Genomic DNA, 23,718 nt, shown 5'->3' on the forward strand with positions numbered 1-23,718 from the left:
CACTGACAGCCCACCGAAAACCCCTGAGGAGGCAGCCATGCAGCACGAGATCAACCGACGTCTGGTCATCGTCGTCCGCGCAGATCCGGTGATCTGCGGGCATAGCGGCGAGGCCCGCAACCTCGCCGAGGTCGCGCTCACGCGCGGGTTCGACGACGTCCGCATCGTCACCTGGCCGCTGGACGTCCTCGAGGAATCGGGCCTGCCCCTCAAGCCGCTGGACACCGTCATGCCCTATTCGCCCGGCATCACCGTCGAGCGTCCCGGGCCCGTCGGCGGCTACAAGATCCCGGACGGCCGCTTCCTGGCCGGCATGGTGGGCCGCCTCGTCGAGCTCTTCACCGACGGCGTCCCCACGGTGTGCCTGTCGCTGTACCTCCACCCGCACACCACGGCCGTGTCGCAGGCGATGCGCGTCGCCCGCTCCACGGGCCTGCCGGTGAACGTCACGACGATCGCCGAGGCCGTCGGCTCCGACATCACGGACGTGGTGCGCTCCGCCGTGGACCACGGCGAGTTCGGCGCGGCGGCCGCGGTGCTGTCCGACTACCTCGGCCAGGACCACTGCGTCGCGGTGTCGAAGTACACCAAGCGCGTGATCGTCGAGTCCGCCGCAGAGCTCGACGCGATGTACGGCACGAGCTTCGCCGCGCAGTGCGAGGAGCGCGTCGGCATCTCCTACCCCGCGATCGACACGTCGGCGTACCTGTCGCTCGACGAGGCCGAGACCGACCGTGTCCTCGCGTCCCGCGGGCTCGAGCGCGGCAGGTACGTCCTGTACCTGTCCCGCCTGCAGAAGGCCAAGGGAGTCGACGACCTCATCCGGGGCTTCGCGGCCTCCGAGGCCTGCCGCACGCAGCAGCTCGTGATCGCGGGCCGTGGCCCCGACCTCGAGCACTTCCGCACCGTCGCGGGCCGTACCGAGGCCGCCTCCCGCATCCACTTCCTCCAGGACGTGGGCGACGAGGAGAAGCCTCACCTCATGGCCGCGTGCTCGTCCTACGTCCTGCCGTCCAAGCCGGCGCCGGAGTTCACCGAGACCTTCGGCATCGCGCTCGTGGAGAAGATGCTCGCCGGCGGCGGGCCCGTCATCACGTGCGACACCGGCGGCATCCTCGAGGCCGTGGGCGACACCGCCGTGGTCGTGCCCTCGGGCGACGCGAACGCGATCACGGTCGCGCTCAACGCGTGCGCCGGCGGTCTCGACGACGCCGACCGCGAGTGGTGGGAGAGCCGCGCTCGCGAGTACGGCATGCAGTTCGACCGCGCTCGGGTGTTCGACAACCTGTTCACGAACCTGACAGGCGAGGTGCCGCCGCAGCTCATCGCGAACGGCCGCCGCGTGCGGGTCTGAGCCCGTCTCCGGAAGCGCCGGCGCCCTCAGGGGCGTCGGCGCTTCTGCGTCTGCCGGGGCGTGATGTCTCCTGCAGGCCGCTCAGGCCTGCTCAGAGGCGGCTTGCGTCACCTGTAGGAGGCTCATGCCTTCCCCGCTTGTGTGGCGCGCGCGAATCCGTGCGCAGTGCATGCGGGAAGGCGAGAGCGCGAGGCGGTGGCGGAGCGAGCCGTGCGGCTCAGGCCGACGCGCGGCGGCGGGCCAGGATCTTCTCGAGCGAGCCCGAGGAGGGACGAGCCTCGGCGGCGGGCTGCGGCGCGGGCGCGCCGTACCGCTCGTCGGCCCAGCGCTCGGCGACGGCCGCCGCGCGCGTGTAGTCGCCCTCGTCGAGGGGACGCGCCTGACGCTGGCGGACGGTCGGCTTGAGCGTGTACGTGGGAGCGGGCATCGACTGGGGGCTCCAGCCGGAGTCGTCGGCGAACGCATCGCTGTCCACGATCGACGCGGCGCGGACCGCACCGGTGTCGGCCTTGGCCTGCGCGGGCGCGGCGGCGGGCTGCTCCGTGACCACGGGAGCGGGCGCCGACAGCGGGGCGAGGTTCTCGGTCGTGACGACCTTGATGGCCTGGGTCTCGAGCTCCGACGGGGCGCTCTCGCGGCCCTTCGAGCGATCGAGGCTCACACGCTTGAGCGCCTGCGTCGCGGTGGCCGCGGCCTCGACCTCACGGGCGACCGCGAGCACGTGGGCGTCGGCCCTGCGCTGCGCGTGGGCGGTGCGGGCGCCGAGGACCACGAGCCCGGCGAAGCCAGCCGAGAGCAGCGCGGCGACCACGGCCGGGAACCCGACGACCACGAAGCCCCACGCGACGATGCTGAGCGCGCCGGCGCTGAGCGTGATCCGCGCGCGGCGGCGAGCCTGAGCGCGACGCTCGGCGAGGATCGCGGAACGGTCGCGGCGCAGCGCGAGGCGCTCGCGCTGGGCGAGGGTCGCGGCGCGGTCCAGCGGGGTCGCGGGGCGGGAGACGTGGGTCGAGCCGAGCGCGGCGACGGACGCGCGCACCTCGCCCGTGACGAGCAGGGGGACCTCGCCGGACGTCGACGCGGACGATGCGACGGCCTCGCGGGCGGCCTGCACTCGCTTCGCGGTGGCCTTGACCACGCGCATGTCGGCGGAGAAGCGATCCTCGGTGCGGACCAGCGCGTACTCGCCGCGCTCTCGCGCGCGCTGGGGGATCACGTAAGCGACCACCATGCCTAGCGCGACGATCGCGAGGAGTCCTGCAGGGATCATGAGACGACCGTAGGGCGTGAGGACCCTCGGTGACGGGAGCATCGTCGGCGTGTCAGCAGTGCGTGCTATAACTGCGCGCTACGGCTGCGCGCTTCCCCTGCGCTACCCCTGCGCGCGAGACCACGTGTGCCACGGCCTCGGCTCCTGCGACGTGAGGGCGAACACGCGATGATCGCGCCACGCCCCGTCGATGTAGAGGTAGCTGCGTCGCAGCCCCTCGTCGCGGAATCCGACCTTGCGGGCGACGCGGATGCTGGGGACGTTGTCGGGCCGCATCGTGATCTCCAGACGATGCAGTCCCTGCGCGAACGCGTAGTCGGCGGCCAGGGTCACGGCGCGGGGCGCGATCCCCTCCCCCGCCCGATGCTCGGCCACCCAGTACCCGATCGAGCCGCCACACTCGGGCCCCCAGGTGATGCCGGTGATGCTCACCCGCCCGACGAGCGTGCCGTCGACCTCGATCACCATCGGGTAGGCGGTGCCTCGGCGCCACTGGCGCCCCTCGTCGCGGACCATCTGGGCGAAGGTCATCGTCCGCGCCCTCTGTCCCGGCGGCGCCATCGCCTCCCAGGGCCTCAGCCACTCGCGGTTGGTCTCGCGCAGATTCATCCATCGGCTCTCGTCGCGCCAGCGCAGGCGCCTCAGGACGATGCCGTCGCGGAACAGCCGGAGCGCGTCGGCCACCTCATCGCTCCCACGGATGGCAGTGCACGATCGCGTCGCGCTCGATCGCGGTCGCGTCCTCGTTGACGAACATGAGCGCGTCCGAGGCCGCGACGTCCGCGAGGGTCACCGCGCCCGGCTCACCGACCGGCACCGCCCACGGCGTCTCGCCGTTGGGGACGAATCTCACGGGCACGGCCTCCGTCGCGCCTCGGACCGAGTCGACGTGCGCGGCGAGGCGCGCTCGGATGGCCTGCGCGGCCCTCTCGCGGCCGCTCATGGCCAGCAGCGTCTGCCGCACGTACGCCTGGAATCCGACGGCGGCGGCGGACGGTCGGCCCGGCAGCGCGATCACCGGCACGCGGCGGTCGCCGCCCGCGTCGACCCAGCCGAAGCCGTGGCGCGCGCCCGGCAGGAGCGCCAGGTCGACGACCTCGAACTCGCCACGCTGGGCGAGCACCTCGGGAAGGGTCTCGCCGCGGCCGCCCGAGAGCCCACCGGTGGTGACGAGCACATCGGCCCGCACGAGCTGGTCCTCGATCGCTGCGGACAGCGCCATCCGGTCGTCGGGGACGGGGCCGACACGGAACGCGCGCGCACCGGTGTCCTGCGCCATCGCCGCGAGCATGTGACCGTTCGACTCCGCGACGCCTCCGCGCGCGGCGCCGGGGTCGACCAGCTCCGAGCCGACGGCGAGCACGACGACGCGAGGCGTCGGGTGGACGAGGAGCCTCGGCCTTCCGAGCGCAGCGGCGATGGCCAGCTGGCGTGCGCCGATGCGGGTGCCCGCGGGCACGAGGACGCGTCCGGTCTGCAGCTCCGAGCCGGGCTGGCGCACGTGCGCGCCCGCGCCGATCGGCTCCTGAACGGACACGCGCGCCACGCCGCCGTCGGTCGCGAAGACAGGGACGACGCAGTCGGCGCCGTCGGGGATCAGCGCACCCGAGCCCACGCGTGCCGCCGTGCGGGCCAGGTGGCGGCGCGGCGCGAAGGCCTCGACGCTCACGTCGTGGGACACGATGAGGGTCACCGGCTGCTCGGGGGAGGCCGTCTCGATGTCGGCTGCCCGCACCGCGTAGCCGTCGCACGCGGCCACCGCATGCGCGGGGACCGGCCGGTCCGCGACCAGGTCCTCGGCAAGGGTCGAGCCGGTGGCGTCTCCGATGAGGACGTCGAGGTCCGGGACGGAGGCCAGCGACTCGGCGACGATACGGCGATGCTCGCCCAAGGACCTGCGGATCATGAGTGCATTGTCCTTGCCTGGGCAGACGCCGCGCACGTCGCCACACCGCTCACCCGCCGGTCACCGGTGTGTCATGAGCCGGTAACGCACGTGTGGAAGCATGGGTGACATGACGCAGATGTCCTCCCATTCATCGAGCCCGCTCGAACCGGAGGATGCGAAGGTGGCCCTTCGCTCGACCCTTCGCAAATCCCGCCAGCACCGCTCGGCACGGCGCATCGCAGAGGACGCCGACGCGCTCCGTGACCGCGTCATGGCGATCCCCACGGTCGGAGGTGCCTCGTGCGTCTCCGTCTACGCCTCGCGCCCGGCGGAGCCCGGCACGGGACCGCTCATCCAGGCGCTCCACGAGCACGGCGTGAAGGTCATGATCCCGCTCCTCGGCGACGGCCTTCAGCGCGGCTGGGCCTGGTACCAGGGCGTCGATGACCTCATCGAGCGCGCTCCTGGGCGCCCTCCGGAGCCCTCGGGCGAGTTCCTGCCGTTCGAGACGCTCACGCAGGCGGACGTCGTCATCGTCCCGGCGCTCGCCGTGGACACGAGCGGCACGCGCCTGGGACAGGGCGGCGGCTGGTACGACCGCGCGCTCCCCCTGGCGTCGGAGGGCGTGCCTTTCATCGCGCTGACGTATGACGACGAGGTGTTCGACGCCGCCGAGTCGCCGCTGCCGCGTGAGTCGCACGACATCGGCGTGCACGCCGTCGTGACGCCGTCGGCCGTGCGGCACCTGCCCGCCTGACCTCACCCCGCCAGCTCCAGCATCGTCCCTGGCGGTGCCGTCACCCGGTCCGCGGCAACGTGTTCGAGAGGCCCACGGAGTCGCCACCCCGCCCCTCGTATACCCCCGTGGGTACCCAGGCCTCGCGCCGTCGGGTTAAAATGCCGCTCATGCCGAAGTACAGTTACGCCTGCACCGTGTGTGACCACCGTTTCGAGACGGTCCAGTCGATCCACGCTGCCTCGCTCACCGAGTGCCCCGAATGCCACGGCGCGCTCCGCAAGGTCTTCGGCAACGTCGGCGTGACGTTCAAGGGCTCGGGCTTCTACCGCACCGACTCGCGCTCGACCGCGAGCTCCGGCGCCTCCGACTGAGAGCGCGCCGCTCGCGGCCTGCCGCCACCGCGGATCACCAGTGCGGCGGCTTGTCCCCGCGGATCTCGTCGTCCCGGCTCTGACCCGAGCGCGATCCACCCCAGCCCGCGTCCTCGTCCTCCCACGCGCGCGTGGGGATGAGCGGGCGCTCCGCGCCGCGAGCCACCTTCGGCGCGGGAACACCTGACGGTGCCGTCGGCTCGTCCTTCGACTCCGGCTCCGCCTCAGCAGCCTCGTCCGCCTCTGACGGATCCTCGGCCTCAGCCTCGTCAGAGTCCGCCTCGTCGTCGGCCGGGCCTGCCTGAGGCTCCGGCTCCGGCTCCACCTCGCGGCGCAACGGGATCGCGAGCTTGGGCACACCGAATCCGAGCGACGGCACGACAGGCTCAGGCTCAGGCTCAGGCTCAGGCTCAGGCTCAGGCTCAGGCTCAGGCTCAGGCTCAGGCTCAGGCTCAGGCTCAGGCTCAGGCTCAGGCTCAGGCTCAGGCTCAGGCTCAGGCTCAGGCTCAGGCTCAGGCTCAGGCTCAGGCTCAGGCGAAGCGTCCACCGCCTCGGCCTCGTCCTCGTCATCGACACGCTGAGCGGACGCGGCTCCGAGCAGCATCGGCCCGAGCCCGAGGGTCAGCGGCGCGGCCTCAACGGGAGCCTCGGGCTCCTCGTCGTCCGAGTCCTCTCCCGACGGAGCCTCGGACTCCTCCTCGGGCGATGGCCGCAGCTCGGCGGTGATCCCGATCGCGGCGGTCTGGTCCGTCTCAAGCGTCTCGGCAGACTCGACCACAGGCACCCGCTCCACGTCCAGGTCGAACACCTGCTGCCCGGGAAGCTGCTCAGCGGCGCCCTCCGCATCGTCCTCGACGACCTCGGGCTCGTGCTCCTCCAGCAGCGCCGACGGCGCGATGTGCGGCAGCGAGATCGAGGCCGTGACGGCGGGGGCCTCGGTCACAGACAGCGCCTTGAGCACGTAGCGCGCGGCGGCCTCGGGGTCCATGAAGACGTCGAGGGTCCACAGCGGCAGCACGGTCCAGCCGAGAGCCTCGAGCCGGGTGCGCTGCCAGCGGACGCGGTCGCGCAGGCTCGCGGACATCGCCGTCGACGCCTCGTCGGTGACGACGGCGAGCCGGTAGCCCTCGTCGTCGGGCAGCCCGACGACCATGGGGATCGAGTCGGACCCGGATCCGTAACGCAGTCGCACCTGGCAGTCGTGCCTGCGCAGCCGCGCGGCGATGTCGGCGAGGAGCCAGTCGGTGGGCGCGGGCTCGCGCCGCTCGGACGGCACGACCGGGCTCGACGCGGCGACCAGGAGCTGTCGCAGCAGCGCCACCCCGTTGCCGGCATCCGCACGGACCAGGACGTCGTCGAGGTGGCTGGGCGTGAGCGCACTGAACACCCAGGTGCGCTCCTGGCCGGCGACGAGCGCCTGCGTGAACGCCTCCGCGCCACCGTCCTCGCTGAGCACGCCGAGGCGCCTCGGGATGTCGCCCTTCTCGTCGCGCGCCCAACCCCAGGTCATCACGACGTCGTCGACGGAGTAGCCCGCGGCCTCGCCGATCACCACGATCGGGATGAACGCGCCCAGGTGCTCGTCGCGCTCCTCGAGCGCCTCGCGAAGCCGGAGCGCGTGCAGCGCGTTGCCGGCGACGACCAAGATCGACCGCGAGGGCTCCTCCGAGGTGCACGTCACCAGGTGATCGACGACCGTCGCGACCTCGAGGTCGGTGGTCTCCACCTCGGCCATGCCCGCCGCGGGCGTGCCGGCCGTGTCGAGGATCTGGACCGCGAGCGACTCGGGCTCCCCTGCGGCGGGAAGGCCGGAGAGCGACCGTCCGTAGACGGCGTCCTGGAGGACGCCGGTCACGCGGGGGTCGCGCGGCTGGGGCAACGCGGGAAGCGTGACCTTGGGCAGCAGGTTCGCGAGCGCGGCGACGGCCGAACGGGTGGCGCTGTGCGCGTCGCCGATCACGACGACCTGCTTGGCGCGGGCGATCGCGGGAACGAGCTCGGCGAGCGCGAGCGACTCTCCCGCCACGACGACGAGGACGTCGAGCACGCGCGTGGGAGGCATGAGCCGCGACACCTGCTCCGCGCGCACGAGGCTCACGGGCCGCAGGGCCGAGACGAGAGGCTGGAAGTCCTGCCACAGCTCGCGGTACGTCGCCTCCGAACGCTCGACGAGCAGCGCGAACAGGTCGCGGGCCATCTCGGGGTGACGGGCGATCGCGGCGCGGCGGCGCTCCGCCGCTGCGCGCATCAGGGGCTGGACGCGGGACTCGGAGAACTCCCTGTCGCGCTTCTCGAAGTCGTGGACGGCGTCGGCGAGCGCGCCGTACTGCGTGAGGCGCGGGTCGGCCTGGACGATCGCGTCGAACGCGGCGGCCCACCATGCGAACTCGAGGTCCACCCGGACCTGGATCAGGTCCGGGTCGGTGCCCGCGAGCCCTTCGAGCAGGAGCGCGAAGCCAGCCTCCTCGAGGTCCACGCCGAGCGGGGTCTGCGAGACCTGCTCGATCGCGGCGGTGAGCCCTCCCGCGAGGCGCTCGAGCACTGCGGTCATGCGCTCCCACGACAGCGACGGCACGTCCGTCTCGCCGCTGACCTTGGACACCGCGTCGGCGATGGTCGCCCACGCCTCGCCGGCCTCGTCGAGGCGGGCGCCGTACAGGTCGAAGTCGTCGGGGACGACGGGCCACCCGCCGGCGGAGCAGTGCGCGCGCCACCGGACCGACACGTCGTGCGCGGCCACGAGCTGATCGTGGAGCTGCTCCTTGCCACGGCCGGGCCTGAGGAGCTCGACGGCGCGGCGCATGAGCGCCTTGCGATCGCGGCGCGGCATCCGCTCGTGGCGGGCGGAGCCGTCGGGAGCGGTCGCGGCGACGAGGTCGTGCAGGGAGCGGTGGAAGACCGCGGGCGAGAACACCTCGAGCGTGTCGCGGATGTCCTCGAAGAGCCGTACCTGGTCGGCCCACGTGGTCAGGTCGGGGGCCTCGTCGACGCCGGTCTCGTGCGATGCGGCGGCGGCCTCGAGGCGCATCTTCGGCAGGTGCCGCGACAGCAGCGCGCCGAGCGCCTCGTCGTAGCGCGCGCCCTCCTCCGCGGAATCGGTGACGTCGCGCCACCACGCGTCGCGAGGCGCGTCGGCCACGGGTTCGGCGACCACGGGCACGGCCTGGGTCGCGGAGGCGCCCGTGACCTTGAGGTGCAGGGCCTGGGCGACGGCGGAGAAGCCGCGCTCGGCGACGAGCAGCCCCGCATCGGGTCCGAGCCGCACGGTCGTGCTCGGCTGCGGCTGTCCCGTCGTGAGGCGTACGAGCGCCTGAACGGCCTCGAAGGCGCTCACGCCCCACGGCCGGTGGACCCTGTGCAGCGCGTCGAAGCGCGCGTGGAGCCGGTAACGCGCCGTCAGCAGATCCTCGCCCTGCTTGCGCAGCATGTCGTCGTCCACGGTCGGCGAGCCGAGGGTGATCGCCTCGAGCAGGCGCGTACGAGCCTCCGAGTTCCACGCCTCGACGGCGGCATCGATCGCGAGGTCCGACGTGCCCAGCGCGATCATGCGCGCGTGAATGTCGTGGAGCATCGCCTCCTGGCCCGCGACGACGCCGACCGTGCGTCCCGACGCGGCCCCGTCGGCGGCGATCGCCGCCGCCATGCCGGCGCTGTCGGCGCCGGGCGGGGACTGGAGGAACACGTGGCGTCCGGTCGCGATGAGGTCGAGAGCCGCGAACTGCGCATCGTCCAGGTCGCCCAGGCCGCGCTCGGCGAAGGGGTCGCGGTCGCCCACCGGGAAGGCGGGCAGCGGCATCGCGAGGCTTCCGGTCGCGTCCTGGTCGCCGGACGCGGCGACCAGGATGTCGCTCGCGGCGATGACGGTGTCGAGGTCGTCGAGGTCGTCGAGCAGGCGCTGCTCCGGGTCGTCGAAGACCCCGAGCACCAGGCGCTCGGGCGCCTCGAGCGAGTCGCCGAAGAGGTCGTTGCGGTCGCGGACGGCCTCCCACAGGGGGCGCGGGTCGAACTCGTGCCCGGCGCCGACGGCCGGCATCGTCCGTGCGATCGTCTCCTCGTCGCCCCTCGCGCGAAGCTCGGCCGCGAACACGGGGTTCACGCGCGCCTCGTCGTGGAGGGTGAGCAGGATCTCGCGGTCGCGTCCCTGCTCGAGGCTCACCGGGCGCAGCAGCAGCGGCAGCTCGCGCCGGTGCCCGTCCTCGTCCCACGAGACGGTGCCGATCGCGAGCGCGACCGTCCATGCGCCGGTCGCGGCGTGGATGCGGGAGCCTTCGGACAGCATGCGGCGCGCGCGGTTCAGCGCCTCCTCGCGGGCCTCGCCCTCGCGGATGAGCTGGGTCATCGCGGTGGGGCGGCCGGCGAACAGCGGCGCGAGGCCGCCGGGGTGCGCGGAGCGCAGATCGACGATGTCGTGGCTGGATCCGGAGAGGTCCCGGAGGGAGGACTCGGAGGAGTGCTGGCGCAGCTGCGTGCGCCATTCGCGGAGCGCGTCCGCGACGAGGGCTCTGCCGATGTAGTCCGTCACGGGCCCAGCCTAGGAAGCGTCGGCGGCGCGCGTGTGTTGCCACGCCGCCCACCGTTCCGGTGGGGTGGCGAGGGCGCTGGAACCGCCCCGATTCCGGGGGATATGGACGATGCGCGCCCACTTGCACAGCCGACGCGCACCGTCATCGCTGATTCTGGCGCTCGGTTCGGTCGCGAGTCAATTCCAGGTCTGGAGACGACGACGGGGGCCCGGCCGTGCGGCCGGGCCCCCGTGACGTGGGAGGGGTCAGAGCGCGAAGGCCGCCTCGAAGCCGGCGTTGATCGCGTCGCCGACCTTGGCGGGCTTCACGCAGTCGCCGACGGCGATGCCGCCGCGCGCCTGGAGAGCCTCGACGAGCGCGGTCGCGGGGCGCACGCCGAACGCGGAGACGACCGTGTCGGCGGCGATCTGGACGGGGCCGTCGGGGCCGTCGACCTTCACGCCCGTGGAGTTGACCTCGACGACCCTGTGGCCGGTGAGCAGGGTGACGCCCTGCTCCGCGAGGTCGCGCAGCAGCGTGATGCGGTTGATCATCAGCAGGTCGGGGGCGATGCCGTCCGCCATCTCGACGACGGTGACGTCGTGGCCCTTCTCCTGCATCTCGAGCGCGAAGTCGGCGCCCGAGAGGCCGCCGCCGCACACGACCATGCGCTTGCCGAGCTCGGCGCCCAGGTGGGCGTCGATGACCTCGACGACGTTGGGGCCGTCGAGGCCAGGGATCGGGGGCGCCACGGGAGTGGTGCCGACGGCGACGATGATCGCGTCCGCGCCGTCGAGCTCGGGCGACTCCGCGGTGATCTCGGTGCCGAGGTGGACGGTGACAGGGAGGTCCTTCAGCTGGCGCTCCCACCAGAAGATCATGGAGCGCAGCTCCTTCTTGAACTCCGGGGTGGCGGCGGGCCACAGGACGCCGCCGAGCTGGTCGGCCTTGTCGTAGACGTCCACCGTGTGGCCGCGCAGGGCCGCGACGCGGGCCGCCTCGAGCCCGGCGGGGCCGGCGCCGACGATGACGACGTTCTTCTTGGTCGCGGCGGGCGTGATGACCCTCTCGACCTCGAAGCCGACGGTGGGGTTGACGGCGCATCCGAGGGGCTGGCCCACGAACGCGTTGCCGACGCACAGCTGGTTGCAGCGGATGCAGGGACGGATGTCCTCGCGCTTGCCGGCGGCGAGCTTGGCGCCCCACTCCGGGTCGGCGATGAGGGCACGGCCGATGCCCGCGAAGTCCATCTCGCCCGAGGCGATGGCCTCCTCGGCGCGCTCGGGGGTGAGGTTTCCGCAGCCGAGGACGGGGATGCTGAGCGCATCCTTGAACAGCCTGACGGAGCCCATCATGCAGTTGTCGCCGAGGTAGTAGGGCGGGAAGACGTAGTCCATCGCCTCGTAGGAGCCCTCGTCGATCATCAGCAGGTCGAGGCCCGCCTTCTCGAGCTCCTTGGCGATCGCGAGCGACTCCTCGACGCCGCGGCCGCCCTCGAAGTGGTGGTCGACGGACAGGCGGAAGCTCACGGGCAGGCCCGGAGCGCCCTCCTTGACCGCGGCGATGATCTCGGCGGCGAAGCGGCAGCGGTTCTCGACCGAGCCTCCGTACTCGTCCTCGCGGCGGTTCCACACGGGCGAGAGGAACTGGTCGATCACGTAGCCGGTGTGGCCGTGGATGTCGATCGCGTCGATGCCTGCCTTCGCGCAGCGCTCGGCCGCCTCCTTGAAGCGCTGGACGATGACCTTGATCTCGTCCGTCTCGAGCGGGCGGCACTTCACGCTCGGGTCGAGCCAGTGGCCGTTGTCCGACGCGGAGATCGGCAGGCGCTCCGGGTCGATGTTGTTGATGTTGCGCCCCAGTCCGGCGGTGAGCTGGACGGAGACGGCGCCGCCGCGGGCGTGGAACGCCTCGGCGAGCTTGGTGAGGCCGGGGATCGCGGCGTCGGTGTTGACGCGGCCCAGGCCCTCATTGATGACCTCGTAGTCATCGGAGACGGCGTTGATGCCCGTGCAGACGAGGCCGGCGCCCTGGGAGCGCTCGGCGTAGTAGGCGACCTCGCGGTCGGTGAGGTGCCCGTCGTGGTCGCCCATCTCGGTGCCCATCGGCACCATGATCACGCGGTTGCGGAGCTGAAGGTTCCCGAGCTTCGCGGGCTCGGTCACGTGGGGGAAGGTCGTGGTCGTCATCGGTGACTCCTGGTGCAGCGGTTTCCGGGTCTCGCCTCATGGACATGTGGCAATTACTGATGAACATATGCCAAATACATGACGCGCTCTCGGGACCACCGTCCCGCTGTGTCGAGCGTCACGCGCGCGGTAGGTGGACACATCGAACGGAGGCCGCATCGACGCACCGGCGCCCGAGGCGCCCACCCCGTCGTCACCCTCCTCACAACGCTGGCTCCACGTCCGATAGGTGACGTGTCTCGCTATGTCGCGGATCGGTGCGTCGCGCCGATCCATGACATCCGCGCCCGCATCGTCCATGGAATCAAGGAGACCCCCGCATGCCTACGCTTCGCTCACTCGGCGTCGTCGCCCGCCTTCAGGCGACCGTCCTCGGCGGGGCCGCGCTCACCGCGGTCGTCGCCGTCATCGCCGTGATCGGCATCAACTCTCTCCACGACGTCCGCGACGCCGAGCTCGACCAGTCGGTCCCCTACGTCACTGGCCTTCAGTCGATCGCGCTCACCGCCAAGGCCGCGGCGAACGACGAGCGCGGCTTCCTGCTGACCGGCGACACGTCCTACTCGGACGAGGTCCTCGGGCGCTTCGACACGATCGACGGCTACCTCGCCGACACGCGCGCCGCGGCCGCCGACGACGACCAGCTCGCCGCCCTCGACCAGCTCGAGTCGGAGCTCGTCTCGTGGGAGGAGGCGCTGAACGCGGAGTTCGCTCAGTACCCGACGGACGCCGCCGCCGCGACCGAGGTCGCTCTGGGCGCGAACCGCGACCTGCGCAAGGCGTACGAGACGACGCTGTCCGACATGATCGCCGACGGTCAGACCCGCATCTCCGAGGGCCAGGGATTCGCCGCCAAGGTCACGCAGACGCGCCTGATCCTCGGGATCCTGGGCGCGGTCGCCTTCGCCTTCGCGGCATTCGCCGGCTGGGCGCTGTCGCGCCGCATCAAGCACGCCGTGAGCTCGCAGGTCGAGGGGCTGCGCGCCTTCGCCGACGGCGACCTCAGCCACCGCGTCCCCGTGACGACCTCGGACGAGTTCGGCGAGATGGCCTCGGCCCTCAACGCCTCGGGCGAGCGCCTCTCGGAGGCCCTCGCGGCCGTCGCCCGCTCGGCGGACACGGTCGTGTCGACCGCGGACTCGATGCGGACGACGGCCACGTCGATCGCCTCGGACGCCGCCCAGTCCGCGGAGCGCACCTCCGCCGCCGCGGCGACGTCGGCCCGCGTGAGCACCGACGTGCAGTCGGTCGCGACCGGCGCCGAGGAGCTCGGCTCCGCCATCGCGGAGATCGCGCGCAACGCAGGCGACGCGGCCGAGGTCGCGGCTCGAGCGCAGGAGGTCACGGCGCGCACGACGCAGCAGATCGCCCGCCTCGGCGCCTCGTCCACGCAGATCGGCTCCGTCGTCCAGATGATCAACCAGATCGCCGAGCAGACCAACCTGCTGGCGCTCAACGCAACCATCGAGTCCGCACGCGCGGGCGAGGCCGGCAAGGGCTTCGCGGTCGTCGCCGGCGAGGTCAAGGAGCTCGCGGGCGAGACCGCTCGCGCGACCAAGGACATCGTCAGCCAGGTGGAGGCCATCCAGGCGGACACCGAGGGCGCCGTCGCCGCGATCGCCGAGATCGCCGAGGTCGTCGAGCGGATCCAGAACTACCAGGGCACGATCGCCTCCGCGGTCGAGGAGCAGTCCTCGGTCACCACCGAGATGAGCCGAGGCCTCGGAGACGTCGCCGACGGCTCCGGCCAGATCGCGGGCACCGTCGACTCGGTCGCGCACGGCGCGGACGAGTTCATGCGCGCCGCCGCGAGCGCACTCGAAGGAGTCGAGGCTCTCGACGCCCAGGCGGGCGAGCTGCGCACCGTGGTGGGCCGCTTCCGCTTCTAGCCTCGACGCCGCGCGCCCACGAGCGCACGCAGATAGGCGCGCGGGAAGACCCCGAACGGGAGCCGCGCGCCGAGAGCCGCCTGGTCCCTCAGCGGCAGGTCCTCGTCGAGGAATCGCAGGAGCTGCTCGGGCGTCGCGCGCCTGAGCAGCGCCTCGAGCACCCGGCGTCCGCCGGAGGGGTCCTCGCGCAGCGCGGTGAGCAGCGCGTGGTCGAGTCCCGCGTACCACCGGGACGATGCGGGGCCCGGCACGCCGAGCACGTCGCCTCCCCGTCCCGCCCCGGCGGCGCGCGCCGCCCCGGTGGACCCCGCATCGTCCGCGACGAGGGCAGCGGCGATCCGGGCGCTATGCGCCTGGATGCGAGCGAACGCGTAGCCCGTGCTCGCCTTCGCCGCCCCCGCGGGGATCCCGATCGGCACCACACCGAAACGGTCAGCGGTCTGCGGTCGGCGGCCCATCGGGTCTCCCAGCGGGATGACCCCCCGCTCGACCTCGGTGCGCTCCGTGCGCCGCGCATCGAGCACCTCGTCCAGGTACCAGAGCAGGTGCGGCTCGTGGTCGGGCCTCGGCGCATCGCGGTCCATGACGTACGCCGTCCGCTCCACGAGCGCGGTCCTTGCCGAGGTGGGCAGCACGTAGACGAACGCGACACCGCCGTCCTGCGCAGTGCGGAAGTCCATGAAGGTGAGGGTGCCGGGGGTGAAGAGGTCGTGGTCGGCCCGCACCTGCCATCCGAGGAAGTCGAGGCGCGGCCCCCACGCGTGCTCGGCCGACCCCAGGCCGACGCTGTCGAACACCGCCGGCGCCCGCGCCAGCACGCGCGCGCCATCCGGCAGGCGCACCTCGACCTCGGCGCCCTCGCGATGCGCGCGCACGTCCGTCGCGGTGCCGGCGATCCACTCGACCGCGTGCACCGATGTCCCCGGCTCGGTCGCCGCAGCGCGCAGCGCCTCGCCGGTGATCGTGCGATACGCGTACGGGGCGAGGTCGAGCTCGCGCGACCACCCCTCGCCAGCGACGAGGGCGCGACCGTGCGTCGCGATGGCGTGAGCGTCGAGGATCCCCTCCCCCGTCGACCACCACGCCCAGCTGCGGTCCACCACGGGCGTCGAACCGTCGTCCACGACCGCGACGGTGCCGCGCCATCCCGCGCGCCCGAGATGGGCGAGCAGCGAGAGCCCGGCTGCCCCCGCGCCGACTATCACCGCATCGGCCTGCAGGAGGCGAGCGTCCATCACGTCCCCTTCCGCCCCCAGCCTCAGACCCTCAGGGTGACTCGCGCAGGCGCGGAAGGGAACCCGCCACGCGGCGTCTGGGGAAGACCACACGCGTCGGCGGGCCTGGGGACGGAGGCCTCAGGGACGATGCGGCGCGGCGTTGAACGCCACGAGGCCCGGACGCCTCGCAGCGCCCGGGCCTCGTGGTGGTCCGGAGGTCAGTCCGTCGCGACGGGAGCGGTCCCGGCGAGGTCTGCGACCGTCAGCAGCGGCAGGTCGGTGCCGAGCGTGCGGGCGAGCTGGAAGCCGCCGTGCACCGCGGACAGGATCGAGTCGGCCTCGACGGCGTCGCCGATGACGTCGACGTCGATCTTGCCCTCGAGCTGCGCGAGCAGCTCGTCGTTCGGCGTGTACCCGGCGGCGATGACGACCGTGTCGGCGTCGATCGTGGTGTCAGCGCCGTCCTTGCTGTAGGTGAGGCCGTCGTCGGTGATCTGCGCGACGCGCGCGCCGGTCACGAACTCGATCTGCGAGTCCTCGAGCAGCTGCGCGAGCGCGAGCTCGTTGTTGCGGCAGTGCTCGACGGTCGCGAGGATCTTCTCCTCCATCTCGACCACGGTGACCTTGTCGGCGGTCTGGGCGATCATCGCGGCGGCCTCGCAGCCGACGAGTCCCGCACCGATGACGACGACGTTCTTGCCGAACGACGCGCGCTTGGTGAGCAGGTCGTTGGCCTTGACGACCGAGGCGCTCTCGATGCCGGGGATCGGGGGCATGGTGTGGCGCGCGCCGGTGGCGAGCACGACCTTGTCCCAGCCGCCGGCGAGGATCTCCTCGGCGGTCGCGTCCTTCATGGTCTTGACGGTCACGTCCGAGGCGAAGGTGCGGTTCACCATCACGTCGGCGTAGTCCTTGACGTCCGACTTGAACGACGGGCCGCCGGCCGCGTAGAGGGTGCCGCCCAGGCGGGGGCCCTTCTCCCACAGCTCGACCTCGATGCCGCGCGAGGCCGCCGTGATCGCGAACTCCATGCCGCCGGGGCCGCCGCCGAGCACGAGCGCGCGCTTGGGCTCGGTCACGGGCTCGATCGGGTTCATGTCCTCGGCGTAGCACGTCGGGTTGACGGCGCACACGTAGTTGCCGCCCTTGAAGCCGGAGAACAGGCACTCGTTGCAGCCGATGCACGGCGTGATGTCGTACGCCTTGTTCTCGGCGACCTTGTTGACCCAGTTGGGCTCGGCGAGCGAGCCGTGGCCCAGGCCGATGAAGTCGCCCTTGCCCGTCTGCAGCACGTCCTCGGCCACGGCCGGGTCGTTGAGCTTGCCCACGGTGAGCACGGGCACGGTCGCGATCTTCTTGACCTCGGCGGCGAGCCACGCCTGCAGCGCGATGGGCTGGTACACGGTCGGGATCGCCTTGTACCAGGCCTCGTAGCAGCCCATGTCGACGTGGAGGCCGTCGACGCCGGCCTCCTGGATCAGGCGGGTCTGCTCGAGGCCCTCCTCGAGCTCGCGGCCGCCCGGGACGCCGTGGTACGGCGTGTACTTGTACAGGATCGGGAAGTCGGGGCCGACGGCCTCGCGCACGGAGGCGACGATGTCGAGGCCGAACTTCATGCGGCCCTTGATGTCGCCGCCGTACTCGTCCTCGCGCTTGTTCCACAGCGCCGAGGAGAACTGGTCGATGAGGTAGCCGCCGTAGCCGTGGATCTCGACCGAGTCGGCCCCCGCGGCCTTCGCGAAGGCTGCGCCCTCACCCATCTTCTGCACGAGGTGCTGGATCTGCTCGACGCTCAGCGGCTCGCACATGAGGCCGGGGAACCAGTAGGACTCGACGGCGCTCGCAGCGAGCGGCGCGACCTCGGCGGCGTAGGGCAGCTGCATGCGTCCCAGGCCCGGGGTGAGCTGGATGCAGAGCTTGGCGCCGGCCGCGTGGATGCGGTTGGCGAGCTCCTTCATCTGCTCCATCGACCGGTCGGTGCCGATGATGTTGCAGGCCTTCTGCTCGAACTCGGTGGTCACCTGGTTCGCGCCGGTGATGATGAGGCCGAAGCCGCCGAGGGCCCGCTCCTCGTAGTAACGGATCGAACGCTCGTGGAACGAGCCGTCCGGTTCGGTGGTGGTTCCCATGGGAGCCATGAACACGCGGTTCTTGAGCTCCATGGTGCCGATGCGGCCAGGTTCGAGCAGCTTCATAGGTGCTTGCCTTCTCTTCCGGGGCGCCAGCGGTGATCGCGGCACAGCCGCCGGGGAACGGATGCGTGCGACCGCCGTTGGACGCGTGTATATCAACGACGCAAGCATCTCCTGGACAGATGTCGAATCGCGTGGGACCGAGGTCCCAATGTGAAGCACCTGTTAAATTGACGTGTCACCCATCGTCCGCGCACTGTCACCCGTGCGTCGGCATGAGGCTGAACGCGTCCTCGTCCTCCTGCGCGTTGTGCAGCCGCAGCACCCCGTACAGCCCGTAGAGCATGCGCCGCAGCTCGACGATGTCGTCGGGTTCGGGGTCGCCGTCGATGAAGTCCAGCAGCCTGCGCAACCGCTGGACCTGGTGCTCGATCTCGGCGTGGGTGCGGCTCAGCGCCGCGACCGCCTCGTCGGTCCCCCTGGCGCGAGCGACGAGCGGGACAAGCCGCTCCTCATCGGCCCGCTCGTGCGGAAGCAGCTCGGTCTCGAGGGCGTGCACCAGGCGCGACACCTCGGTGATGTCGGGGTCATGCGCGTCGAGCGAGTCGGCCACCGTCGCGAGCCTCTCGACGAGCGGCGCGACGCTGTCGTGCTCCTCGTGCAGGGCCGCGAGGGTCGCACGGTCCTCGTCGCTGAGCGACACGCTGTGCATGCGCCCGGGCAGCACCGCCCTGAGCGCGAGCGCGATCGCGAGCAGGTCGATCACCTCCTGCAGCGCCGCGCCGGCGACGACCGGCAGGTACCCGAGCGCGGCCGCGATCATCGCGATCAGCGACAGCCCCATGCCGACCCCCACGGCCTGCAGCGCGATGCCGCGCGACCGGGACGCGACCGCCATCGCGTCCGCGAGCGCGTCGATCCTGTCCACGGTGAGGACCACGTCCGCGGCCTCGGACGATGCGGTGGCTCCCCTGGCGGCCAGGGCTACGCCGACGTCGGCGGCGGCGAGCGCGGGGGCGTCGTTGATGCCGTCGCCCACCATCACGGTCGCGCCGTGCCGGCGCTCCTGGGCGAGGGTGTTGAGCTTGTCCTGGGGGGTGCAGTCGGCGAGCACCTGGTCCACGCCTACGATGCGCCCCACGGTCGCTCCCACGTCGGCCCGATCCCCGGTGGCCAGGACGATGCGGGTGACGCCCGCGGCGCGCAGGGCGCGGACCATGCGGGGCGCGTCGGGACGGATCGGGTCGCGCAGGAGGAGCGCGGCGACGATCGCGCCGTCGGCCTCGACGAGCGACAGCGCGGAGCCGTCCAGATCGGCGCGCTTGCGCACGCGTCGCACCCACGGGTCGGGGGCGGCCCCCGCGATCCAGGTGAGCCTGCCCACGCGCACGCGCCGCCCGTCCACGGTGCCGGTCACGCCCTGGCCGTGGGTCTCGTCGACGTCGGTCGGCATCGTCAGGATCAGGCCACGCGCACGTGCCGCCTCGACGATCGGCCCTGCGAGGACGTGGGCCGAGAGCTGGTCCACGGAGGCCGCGAGGGCGAGCGCCGCATCGTCCTCGTGGCCCGGGGCCGTGACGATGTCCGCAAGCTCGGGACGACCGCGCGTGAGCGTTCCCGTCTTGTCGACGACGACCACGCGTCCGCGCGCGAGCTGCTCGAGCGCCCCGCCTCCCTTGATGACGACGCCGAGCCGCGCGGCGCGCGACAGCCCCGAGACGATCGCGATGGGCGCGGCGAGCAGCAGCGGGCACGGGGTCGCGACCACGAGGACCGCGACGGCCCGCACCGGATCGCCCGCCATGGCCCACGCCGCCCCCGCGAGCACGAGGGTGAGCGGCACGAACGCGACCGCCCACCGGTCCGCCGCGCGCACGAACGGCGCCGAGATCCCCTGCGCCTCCTCGACGAGCCGCACGAGCGCGGCGTACGTGGAGGTCTCCGCGGTCGTCGTGGTGAGCAGCTCGGCGGGGCCGCCGACGTTGACGACGCCCGAGCGCACGTCCTCGCCCGCGGGACGCGAGACAGGGAGCGGCTCGCCGGTGAGCGCGGACTCGTCGAACGTGGAGTCCCGGGCGAGCCTCCCGTCGACGGGGACCACCTCGCCCGGCCGCACGAGCAGCCGGTCACCGACGCGCACGTCGTCGACGGAGATCTCCTCGAGGCCGTTCGCGACGACCCTTCTGGCAGTCCGCGGCGCACGCGCCGTGAGGAGGCTCAGCTCGCGCCGGGCCCTCGCGTCGGCCATCGCCTCGAGGACCTGCCCCGTGGCCAGCATGAGGGTGATGATCGCGCCGGCGAGCGGCTCGTCGACCGCGAGCGCGCCGGCGAGCGCGAGCACGGCGATGATGTCGACGGTCGGCCGCTTCTGGGCCGCCGCCTGGATGACCGCCGCGAGCGCGAAGACGAGCCCGAGGATGGTGCCGGCGATCCACAGCCAACGTGCCGCATCGTCCATGTCCATCGCCCAGGCGACGCCGCCACCGGCGAGCAGGATCCCCGAGAGGACCAGGACGATCATCTCGAGGTTGCGGCGAAGCCAGCCGTCCATACCTCCAAAGTACGCCGCTAGCAGGCAGGAGGCGGGGCGATGCGACGTGCGGTGCTCAGCCCCCGACGAGCTGGGAGATGGTCCACAAGGGGACGACGTGCATCGTCTCCCCCTTCGCGAGCGCCTCGGCGATCTCGTGGATGCCGGCCGGGCGGGACTCGCGTCGGCCGTGGATCGGGACGGACGACGGGTCGTCGGAGCGGAAGGCATGGCGCACGTCGGGGTCGGAGTAGAAGACCTCGACGAAGTCGTGGCCGGGCTCGTAGGGGGCGACGCCGCGCATCCCGTGGCCCGTGTACCAGTAGACGACGAGGTCGTCGGCCTCGATGTGCTCGAGCACCTTCTCGGCGTACCAGCGCCACGGCAGGATGTCGCCGCCGGCGGTCTGCAGGCCGCCGATGGTGGTGCTCACGCGCTCCCTTGCGCTCATGCCTCCATTCTGCGCCCGGCGCGCCTCTTCGCGCACGCTCTCCGCGCGGCGCCCGCCGCCACTCCACCCACCCGCGCCCTGCTCGCTGGCGGGACATGAGGGTCAATTGTGAGCGGATTCCTACCCCCATGTCCCGCCAGGAGACACCGGAGTCGTCCATGGGCACCACAGAGACGCACAGCGGCGCCCTCCGAGGATGGGCTCGGAGGGCGCCGCGAGGGACGATGCGGGGGCCGCCTCTCGGCGGGCCCGGCTCGTCGGGAGAGGTTCGGGGACGCCTCGCGGCGTGCCCGGTCCCGTCGCAGGGGCTACGGACGACGCTCGGCGCGCTCGTCCTCGATCGCGGCCGCCGCGACGGCGACCGCTGCGTCGATGTCCGCGGGGGCGAGCTCGCCCTCGCCGCCGTGGCTCTCGCCATGGGCGGTGGGGCGCGAGCTCACGAGGATCGCGGCGGTGAGCGATGCCAGCAGGACCGCGCCCACCGAGATCCACATCGCGGTCGTGAAGCCCTGCACGGCGGCCTCCGCCATCTCGGCGGTGGTCGTGGAGCCATGCGAGGCGATCCAGTCGGCCGTCACGTTCGCGGCGACGGTGTTGAGCAGCGCGATGCCGATCGAGCCGCCGACCTGCTGCGTGGTGTTGAGCGTGGCCGACACGACTCCCGCGTCGGTGCCGCGCACCCCGCCGGTCGCGGTCGCCATGGACGGCATGAACGTCATGCCCATGCCGAGGCCCAGGAACAGCAGCCCGGGCAGCACGTGCACCCAGTACGACGAGCCGACCTCGATCTGCGTGAGGAAGGTGAGCGCCGCGGCGCCGATGAGCGTGCCGGGGATCATGAGGCGGCGCGGGCCGACCCGGGGCAGGAGCCGGGCGGAGATGCCGACCGCGCCGGTCATCATGCCGAGCACCATGGGCAGGAACGCGACGCCCGTCTTCATGGGCGAGTAACCCTGGACTCCCTGGAGGTAGTAGGTGAGGAACAGGAAGACGCCGAACATGCCGATCTGCGTGAGGCCGACGACCGTGAGGGCGCCCACCCGGCTGCGGTCGCGCAGGAGGTGGAGCGGGAGCAGGGCGTGCGGGGTGCGGCGCTCGACGAGCACGAAGGCGACGAGCAGCGCCGCGCCGAGCGCGAACATCGACAGCACGAGCGTGGACGTCCAGCCGTCCTGCTCGGCCTCGCTCAGGCCGTAGACGATCGCGAGCACGCCGCCGGTCACGAGCAGCGCACCGGGGACGTCGAGCCTGGTCTTGATGCCCTCGACGCGGTGGTCGCGCAGGAACAGCACCGATCCGACGATCGCGACGGCCGCGATCGGCACGTTGACCGCGAGGGTCCAGCGCCAGTCGACGTACTGCGTGAGCGCGCCTCCGAGGATCAGGCCGATCGCGGCGCCTCCACCGGCGATCGCGCCGTAGACGCCGAGCGCGCGGGCGCGCTCCTTGGGGTCGGTGAAGGTGACGTTGAGCATCGACAGCGCTGCCGGGGCGAGCAGCGCGGCGAAGACGCCCTGGAGGGCGCGGGCGATGATGAGCATCGCGAAGGTCTGCGACAGGCCGCCGAACGCGGAGGCGACGGCGAAGCCGGCAAGACCGACGATCAGGGTGCGCTTGCGCCCCATCACGTCGCCGAGGCGACCGCCGAGCAGCAGCAGGCCGCCGAATGCGAGCGTGTAGGCGGTGATGACCCACTGGCGGTCGGCGTCGGAGATGCCGAGGTCCGCCTGCGCGGTGGGCAGCGCGATGTTCACGATGGTCATGTCGAGGACGACCATGAGCTGCGCGAGCCCGATGGCGGCCAGTCCCCACCAGCGGCGGGGATCGGGGGTGGTTTCCATGGGAGGCCTTTCGTATGCGCGGGGACGCCGAAGGGTTCGGACGATGCCGACGATGGCGGGTGGCCCGGGGTCGGGCGGACGCCCTGCCCTGCAGGGGCGAGGACGATGCGGCGGCTGGCTCGGCGGGACGAGTGGCCTCAAGGACATTCGACCCAGGGGAACTTCCTAGCCGCCCGGTAAGTTGTTACTGTGAGACTAAGCCGGAACTTGCCGGTCGTCAAGTCAGAATCGTGAGTAGAATTCAGGAAGCTGAGGAAGGATCGCCATGACCGAGACCCCCACCCGCCGCCGAGGTGACACCCGCGCGCGCATCCAGGAGGTCGCGCTCGAGCGGTTCACCGACAACGGCTACGACCAGACCTCCCTGCGCGAGATCGCCGAGGAGCTAGGAGTCACGAAGGCGGCGCTCTACTACCACTTCAAGACCAAGGAGGAGATCCTCGACTCCCTCCTGGCACAGGCCGCGACCCAGATCGACGAGCTCGTCTCGTGGATGAAGGCCGGCCCCTCGACGCGAGAGCGCAGGCTCGAGCTGATCCGCCGGCTCGGCGAGATCACCTTCGGCGTCCCCGGCGAGGTGATGCGCTGCGTCCAGCAGAACGAGGTCGCCCTGCAGAACCTGGGCGGCGCCACCTCGGTGGTGCACGACATCAAGGTCCGCCTGTGGGAGGCCGCCCAGCCCGAGGACGCCTCGGTCGCCGACCGCCTTCGCGTCCGCATGGCGATCATGACGGTGCTGATCGCGAACAAGCCGGGCAGCGACCTCGGCGGCACGGTCGCCGAGCGCGCCGCCGCCGCTCAGGAGATCGCCGCGGACCTGGTGCCGTAGGCGCAAGCCGGAAGCCCGCGCTACCACGGGCGAAGTATCCGCAAGTGTCTCCATCCGTCGGATGGAATCCGAGCCGCGCCCCGGCACTCTGGAGAGGTCAGCACGGGAGGCCGGGAGGCCCCCGCCGCCCCGTCCTCAGGAGAACCCATGCTCTCGCGCGCGCTTCCGGCACTCGTCCAGGCCACGATCTACACGATGCTGGCGGTGGCCCTGCTGGCCTTCGCCCCCGATTCGGCGATGGCGGCGGGGACGGCAACAGCTGCGGCCGACGGCGCTCCGATCGCCTCGCATCCCGGCGCGACGGGGAGCCTCCTCCACCTCCTCGGGGTGCTCGCGCCCCTCACTCTCGTCGGCGGCGGCCTCGCGATCGCGCTCGAGTCGAGGCTCACCCCGCGCGACGAGTTCGACGCGTAGGGCGGGCCCTGCCCCTCTCCCACCAGGGGCGTCACCCGTTCCGGCGCCGCGCGCGCCCGACCGCCCCGGAGTAGATTCGAAAGTGAGAGGGCGGCTCGACCG

Annotated in this window: 16 protein-coding genes; 6 read left to right on the forward strand and 10 right to left on the reverse strand. The window is 72.2% G+C overall.

Features of this window, described 5'->3' with window-relative positions; translation table 11 throughout:
• Positions 1-37 precede the first annotated feature (37 nt).
• Complete coding sequence (locus AOP78_RS09565) at positions 38-1,354, forward strand: glycosyltransferase (protein WP_062203631.1); 1,317 nt, start codon at positions 38-40, stop codon at positions 1,352-1,354.
• A 217-nt stretch (positions 1,355-1,571) separates the two neighbouring features.
• Here AOP78_RS09565 and AOP78_RS15240 read toward each other — a convergent pair whose 3' ends face one another.
• From AOP78_RS15240 to AOP78_RS09580, 3 genes are all read right to left on the reverse strand, one after another.
• A complete protein-coding gene (locus AOP78_RS15240; RefSeq protein ID WP_160297616.1) occupies positions 1,572-2,624 on the reverse strand; it encodes a hypothetical protein in 1,053 nt (350 codons plus the stop codon).
• Positions 2,625-2,726: 102 nt separating this feature from the next.
• A complete protein-coding gene (locus tag AOP78_RS09575; RefSeq protein ID WP_062203635.1) occupies positions 2,727-3,308 on the reverse strand; it encodes a GNAT family N-acetyltransferase in 582 nt (193 codons plus the stop codon).
• Position 3,309: 1 nt separating this feature from the next.
• The gene (locus AOP78_RS09580; protein WP_062203638.1) at positions 3,310-4,530 is read right to left on the reverse strand and encodes a molybdopterin molybdotransferase MoeA; all 1,221 of its coding nucleotides are present in this window, start codon (positions 4,528-4,530) and stop codon (positions 3,310-3,312) included.
• A gap of 163 nt (positions 4,531-4,693) precedes the next feature.
• Here AOP78_RS09580 and AOP78_RS09585 point away from each other — a divergent pair, with 163 nt between their 5' ends.
• Positions 4,694-5,269 carry a 5-formyltetrahydrofolate cyclo-ligase gene (locus AOP78_RS09585; protein ID WP_236685351.1) on the forward strand — a complete coding sequence of 192 codons (576 nt, stop codon included), beginning with the start codon at positions 4,694-4,696 and terminating at the stop codon, positions 5,267-5,269.
• 149 nt (positions 5,270-5,418) lie between these two features.
• Positions 5,419-5,622 carry an FmdB family zinc ribbon protein gene (locus AOP78_RS09590; RefSeq protein WP_083979991.1) on the forward strand — a complete coding sequence of 68 codons (204 nt, stop codon included), beginning with the start codon at positions 5,419-5,421 and terminating at the stop codon, positions 5,620-5,622.
• A 34-nt stretch (positions 5,623-5,656) separates the two neighbouring features.
• Here the strand turns inward: AOP78_RS09590 and AOP78_RS09595 are convergent, their stop codons facing one another.
• Positions 5,657-10,144, reverse strand: coding sequence for a PDDEXK-like endonuclease domain-containing protein (locus tag AOP78_RS09595; RefSeq protein WP_062203640.1), 4,488 nt, complete (start codon positions 10,142-10,144; stop codon positions 5,657-5,659).
• 246 nt (positions 10,145-10,390) lie between these two features.
• On the reverse strand, positions 10,391-12,313 hold the full coding sequence (locus AOP78_RS09600) for an oxidoreductase (protein WP_062203642.1): 1,923 nt from the start codon (positions 12,311-12,313) through the stop codon (positions 10,391-10,393).
• 320 nt (positions 12,314-12,633) lie between these two features.
• On the opposite strand from AOP78_RS09600, the gene AOP78_RS09605 reads away from it, so the two are divergent.
• Positions 12,634-14,202, forward strand: a complete 1,569-nt coding sequence (locus tag AOP78_RS09605) for a methyl-accepting chemotaxis protein (protein WP_062203644.1) — start codon at positions 12,634-12,636, stop codon at positions 14,200-14,202.
• Here the strand turns inward: AOP78_RS09605 and AOP78_RS09610 are convergent.
• The 5 genes from AOP78_RS09610 to AOP78_RS09630 form a co-directional block, all read right to left on the reverse strand.
• Entirely contained in the window at positions 14,199-15,437 is a 1,239-nt protein-coding gene (locus AOP78_RS09610) for a lycopene cyclase family protein (RefSeq protein WP_062203646.1), read from the reverse strand. The genes AOP78_RS09605 and AOP78_RS09610 overlap by 4 nt on opposite strands.
• A 200-nt stretch (positions 15,438-15,637) precedes the next feature.
• On the reverse strand, positions 15,638-17,614 hold the full coding sequence (locus AOP78_RS09615; protein ID WP_083979992.1) for an NAD(P)/FAD-dependent oxidoreductase: 1,977 nt from the start codon (positions 17,612-17,614) through the stop codon (positions 15,638-15,640).
• 196 nt (positions 17,615-17,810) lie between these two features.
• Positions 17,811-20,102 carry a heavy metal translocating P-type ATPase gene (locus AOP78_RS09620; RefSeq protein WP_062203648.1) on the reverse strand — a complete coding sequence of 764 codons (2,292 nt, stop codon included), beginning with the start codon at positions 20,100-20,102 and terminating at the stop codon, positions 17,811-17,813.
• A gap of 55 nt (positions 20,103-20,157) precedes the next feature.
• Entirely contained in the window at positions 20,158-20,532 is a 375-nt protein-coding gene (locus AOP78_RS09625; protein ID WP_062203650.1) for a hypothetical protein, read from the reverse strand.
• A 308-nt stretch (positions 20,533-20,840) separates the two neighbouring features.
• A complete protein-coding gene (locus AOP78_RS09630) occupies positions 20,841-22,373 on the reverse strand; it encodes an MFS transporter (protein ID WP_083979993.1) in 1,533 nt (510 codons plus the stop codon).
• Positions 22,374-22,638: 265 nt separating this feature from the next.
• Between AOP78_RS09630 and AOP78_RS09635 the strand changes: the two genes are divergently transcribed.
• Positions 22,639-23,202 carry a TetR/AcrR family transcriptional regulator gene (locus tag AOP78_RS09635; RefSeq protein WP_062203652.1) on the forward strand — a complete coding sequence of 188 codons (564 nt, stop codon included), beginning with the start codon at positions 22,639-22,641 and terminating at the stop codon, positions 23,200-23,202.
• A gap of 147 nt (positions 23,203-23,349) precedes the next feature.
• On the forward strand, positions 23,350-23,616 hold the full coding sequence (locus tag AOP78_RS09640) for a hypothetical protein (RefSeq protein ID WP_062203654.1): 267 nt from the start codon (positions 23,350-23,352) through the stop codon (positions 23,614-23,616).
• Positions 23,617-23,718: the final 102 nt, after the last annotated feature.

It is taken from the genome of Demequina salsinemoris, from assembly GCF_000974805.1.
GTDB classification, from domain to species: Bacteria; Actinomycetota; Actinomycetes; order Actinomycetales; family Demequinaceae; genus Demequina; species Demequina salsinemoris.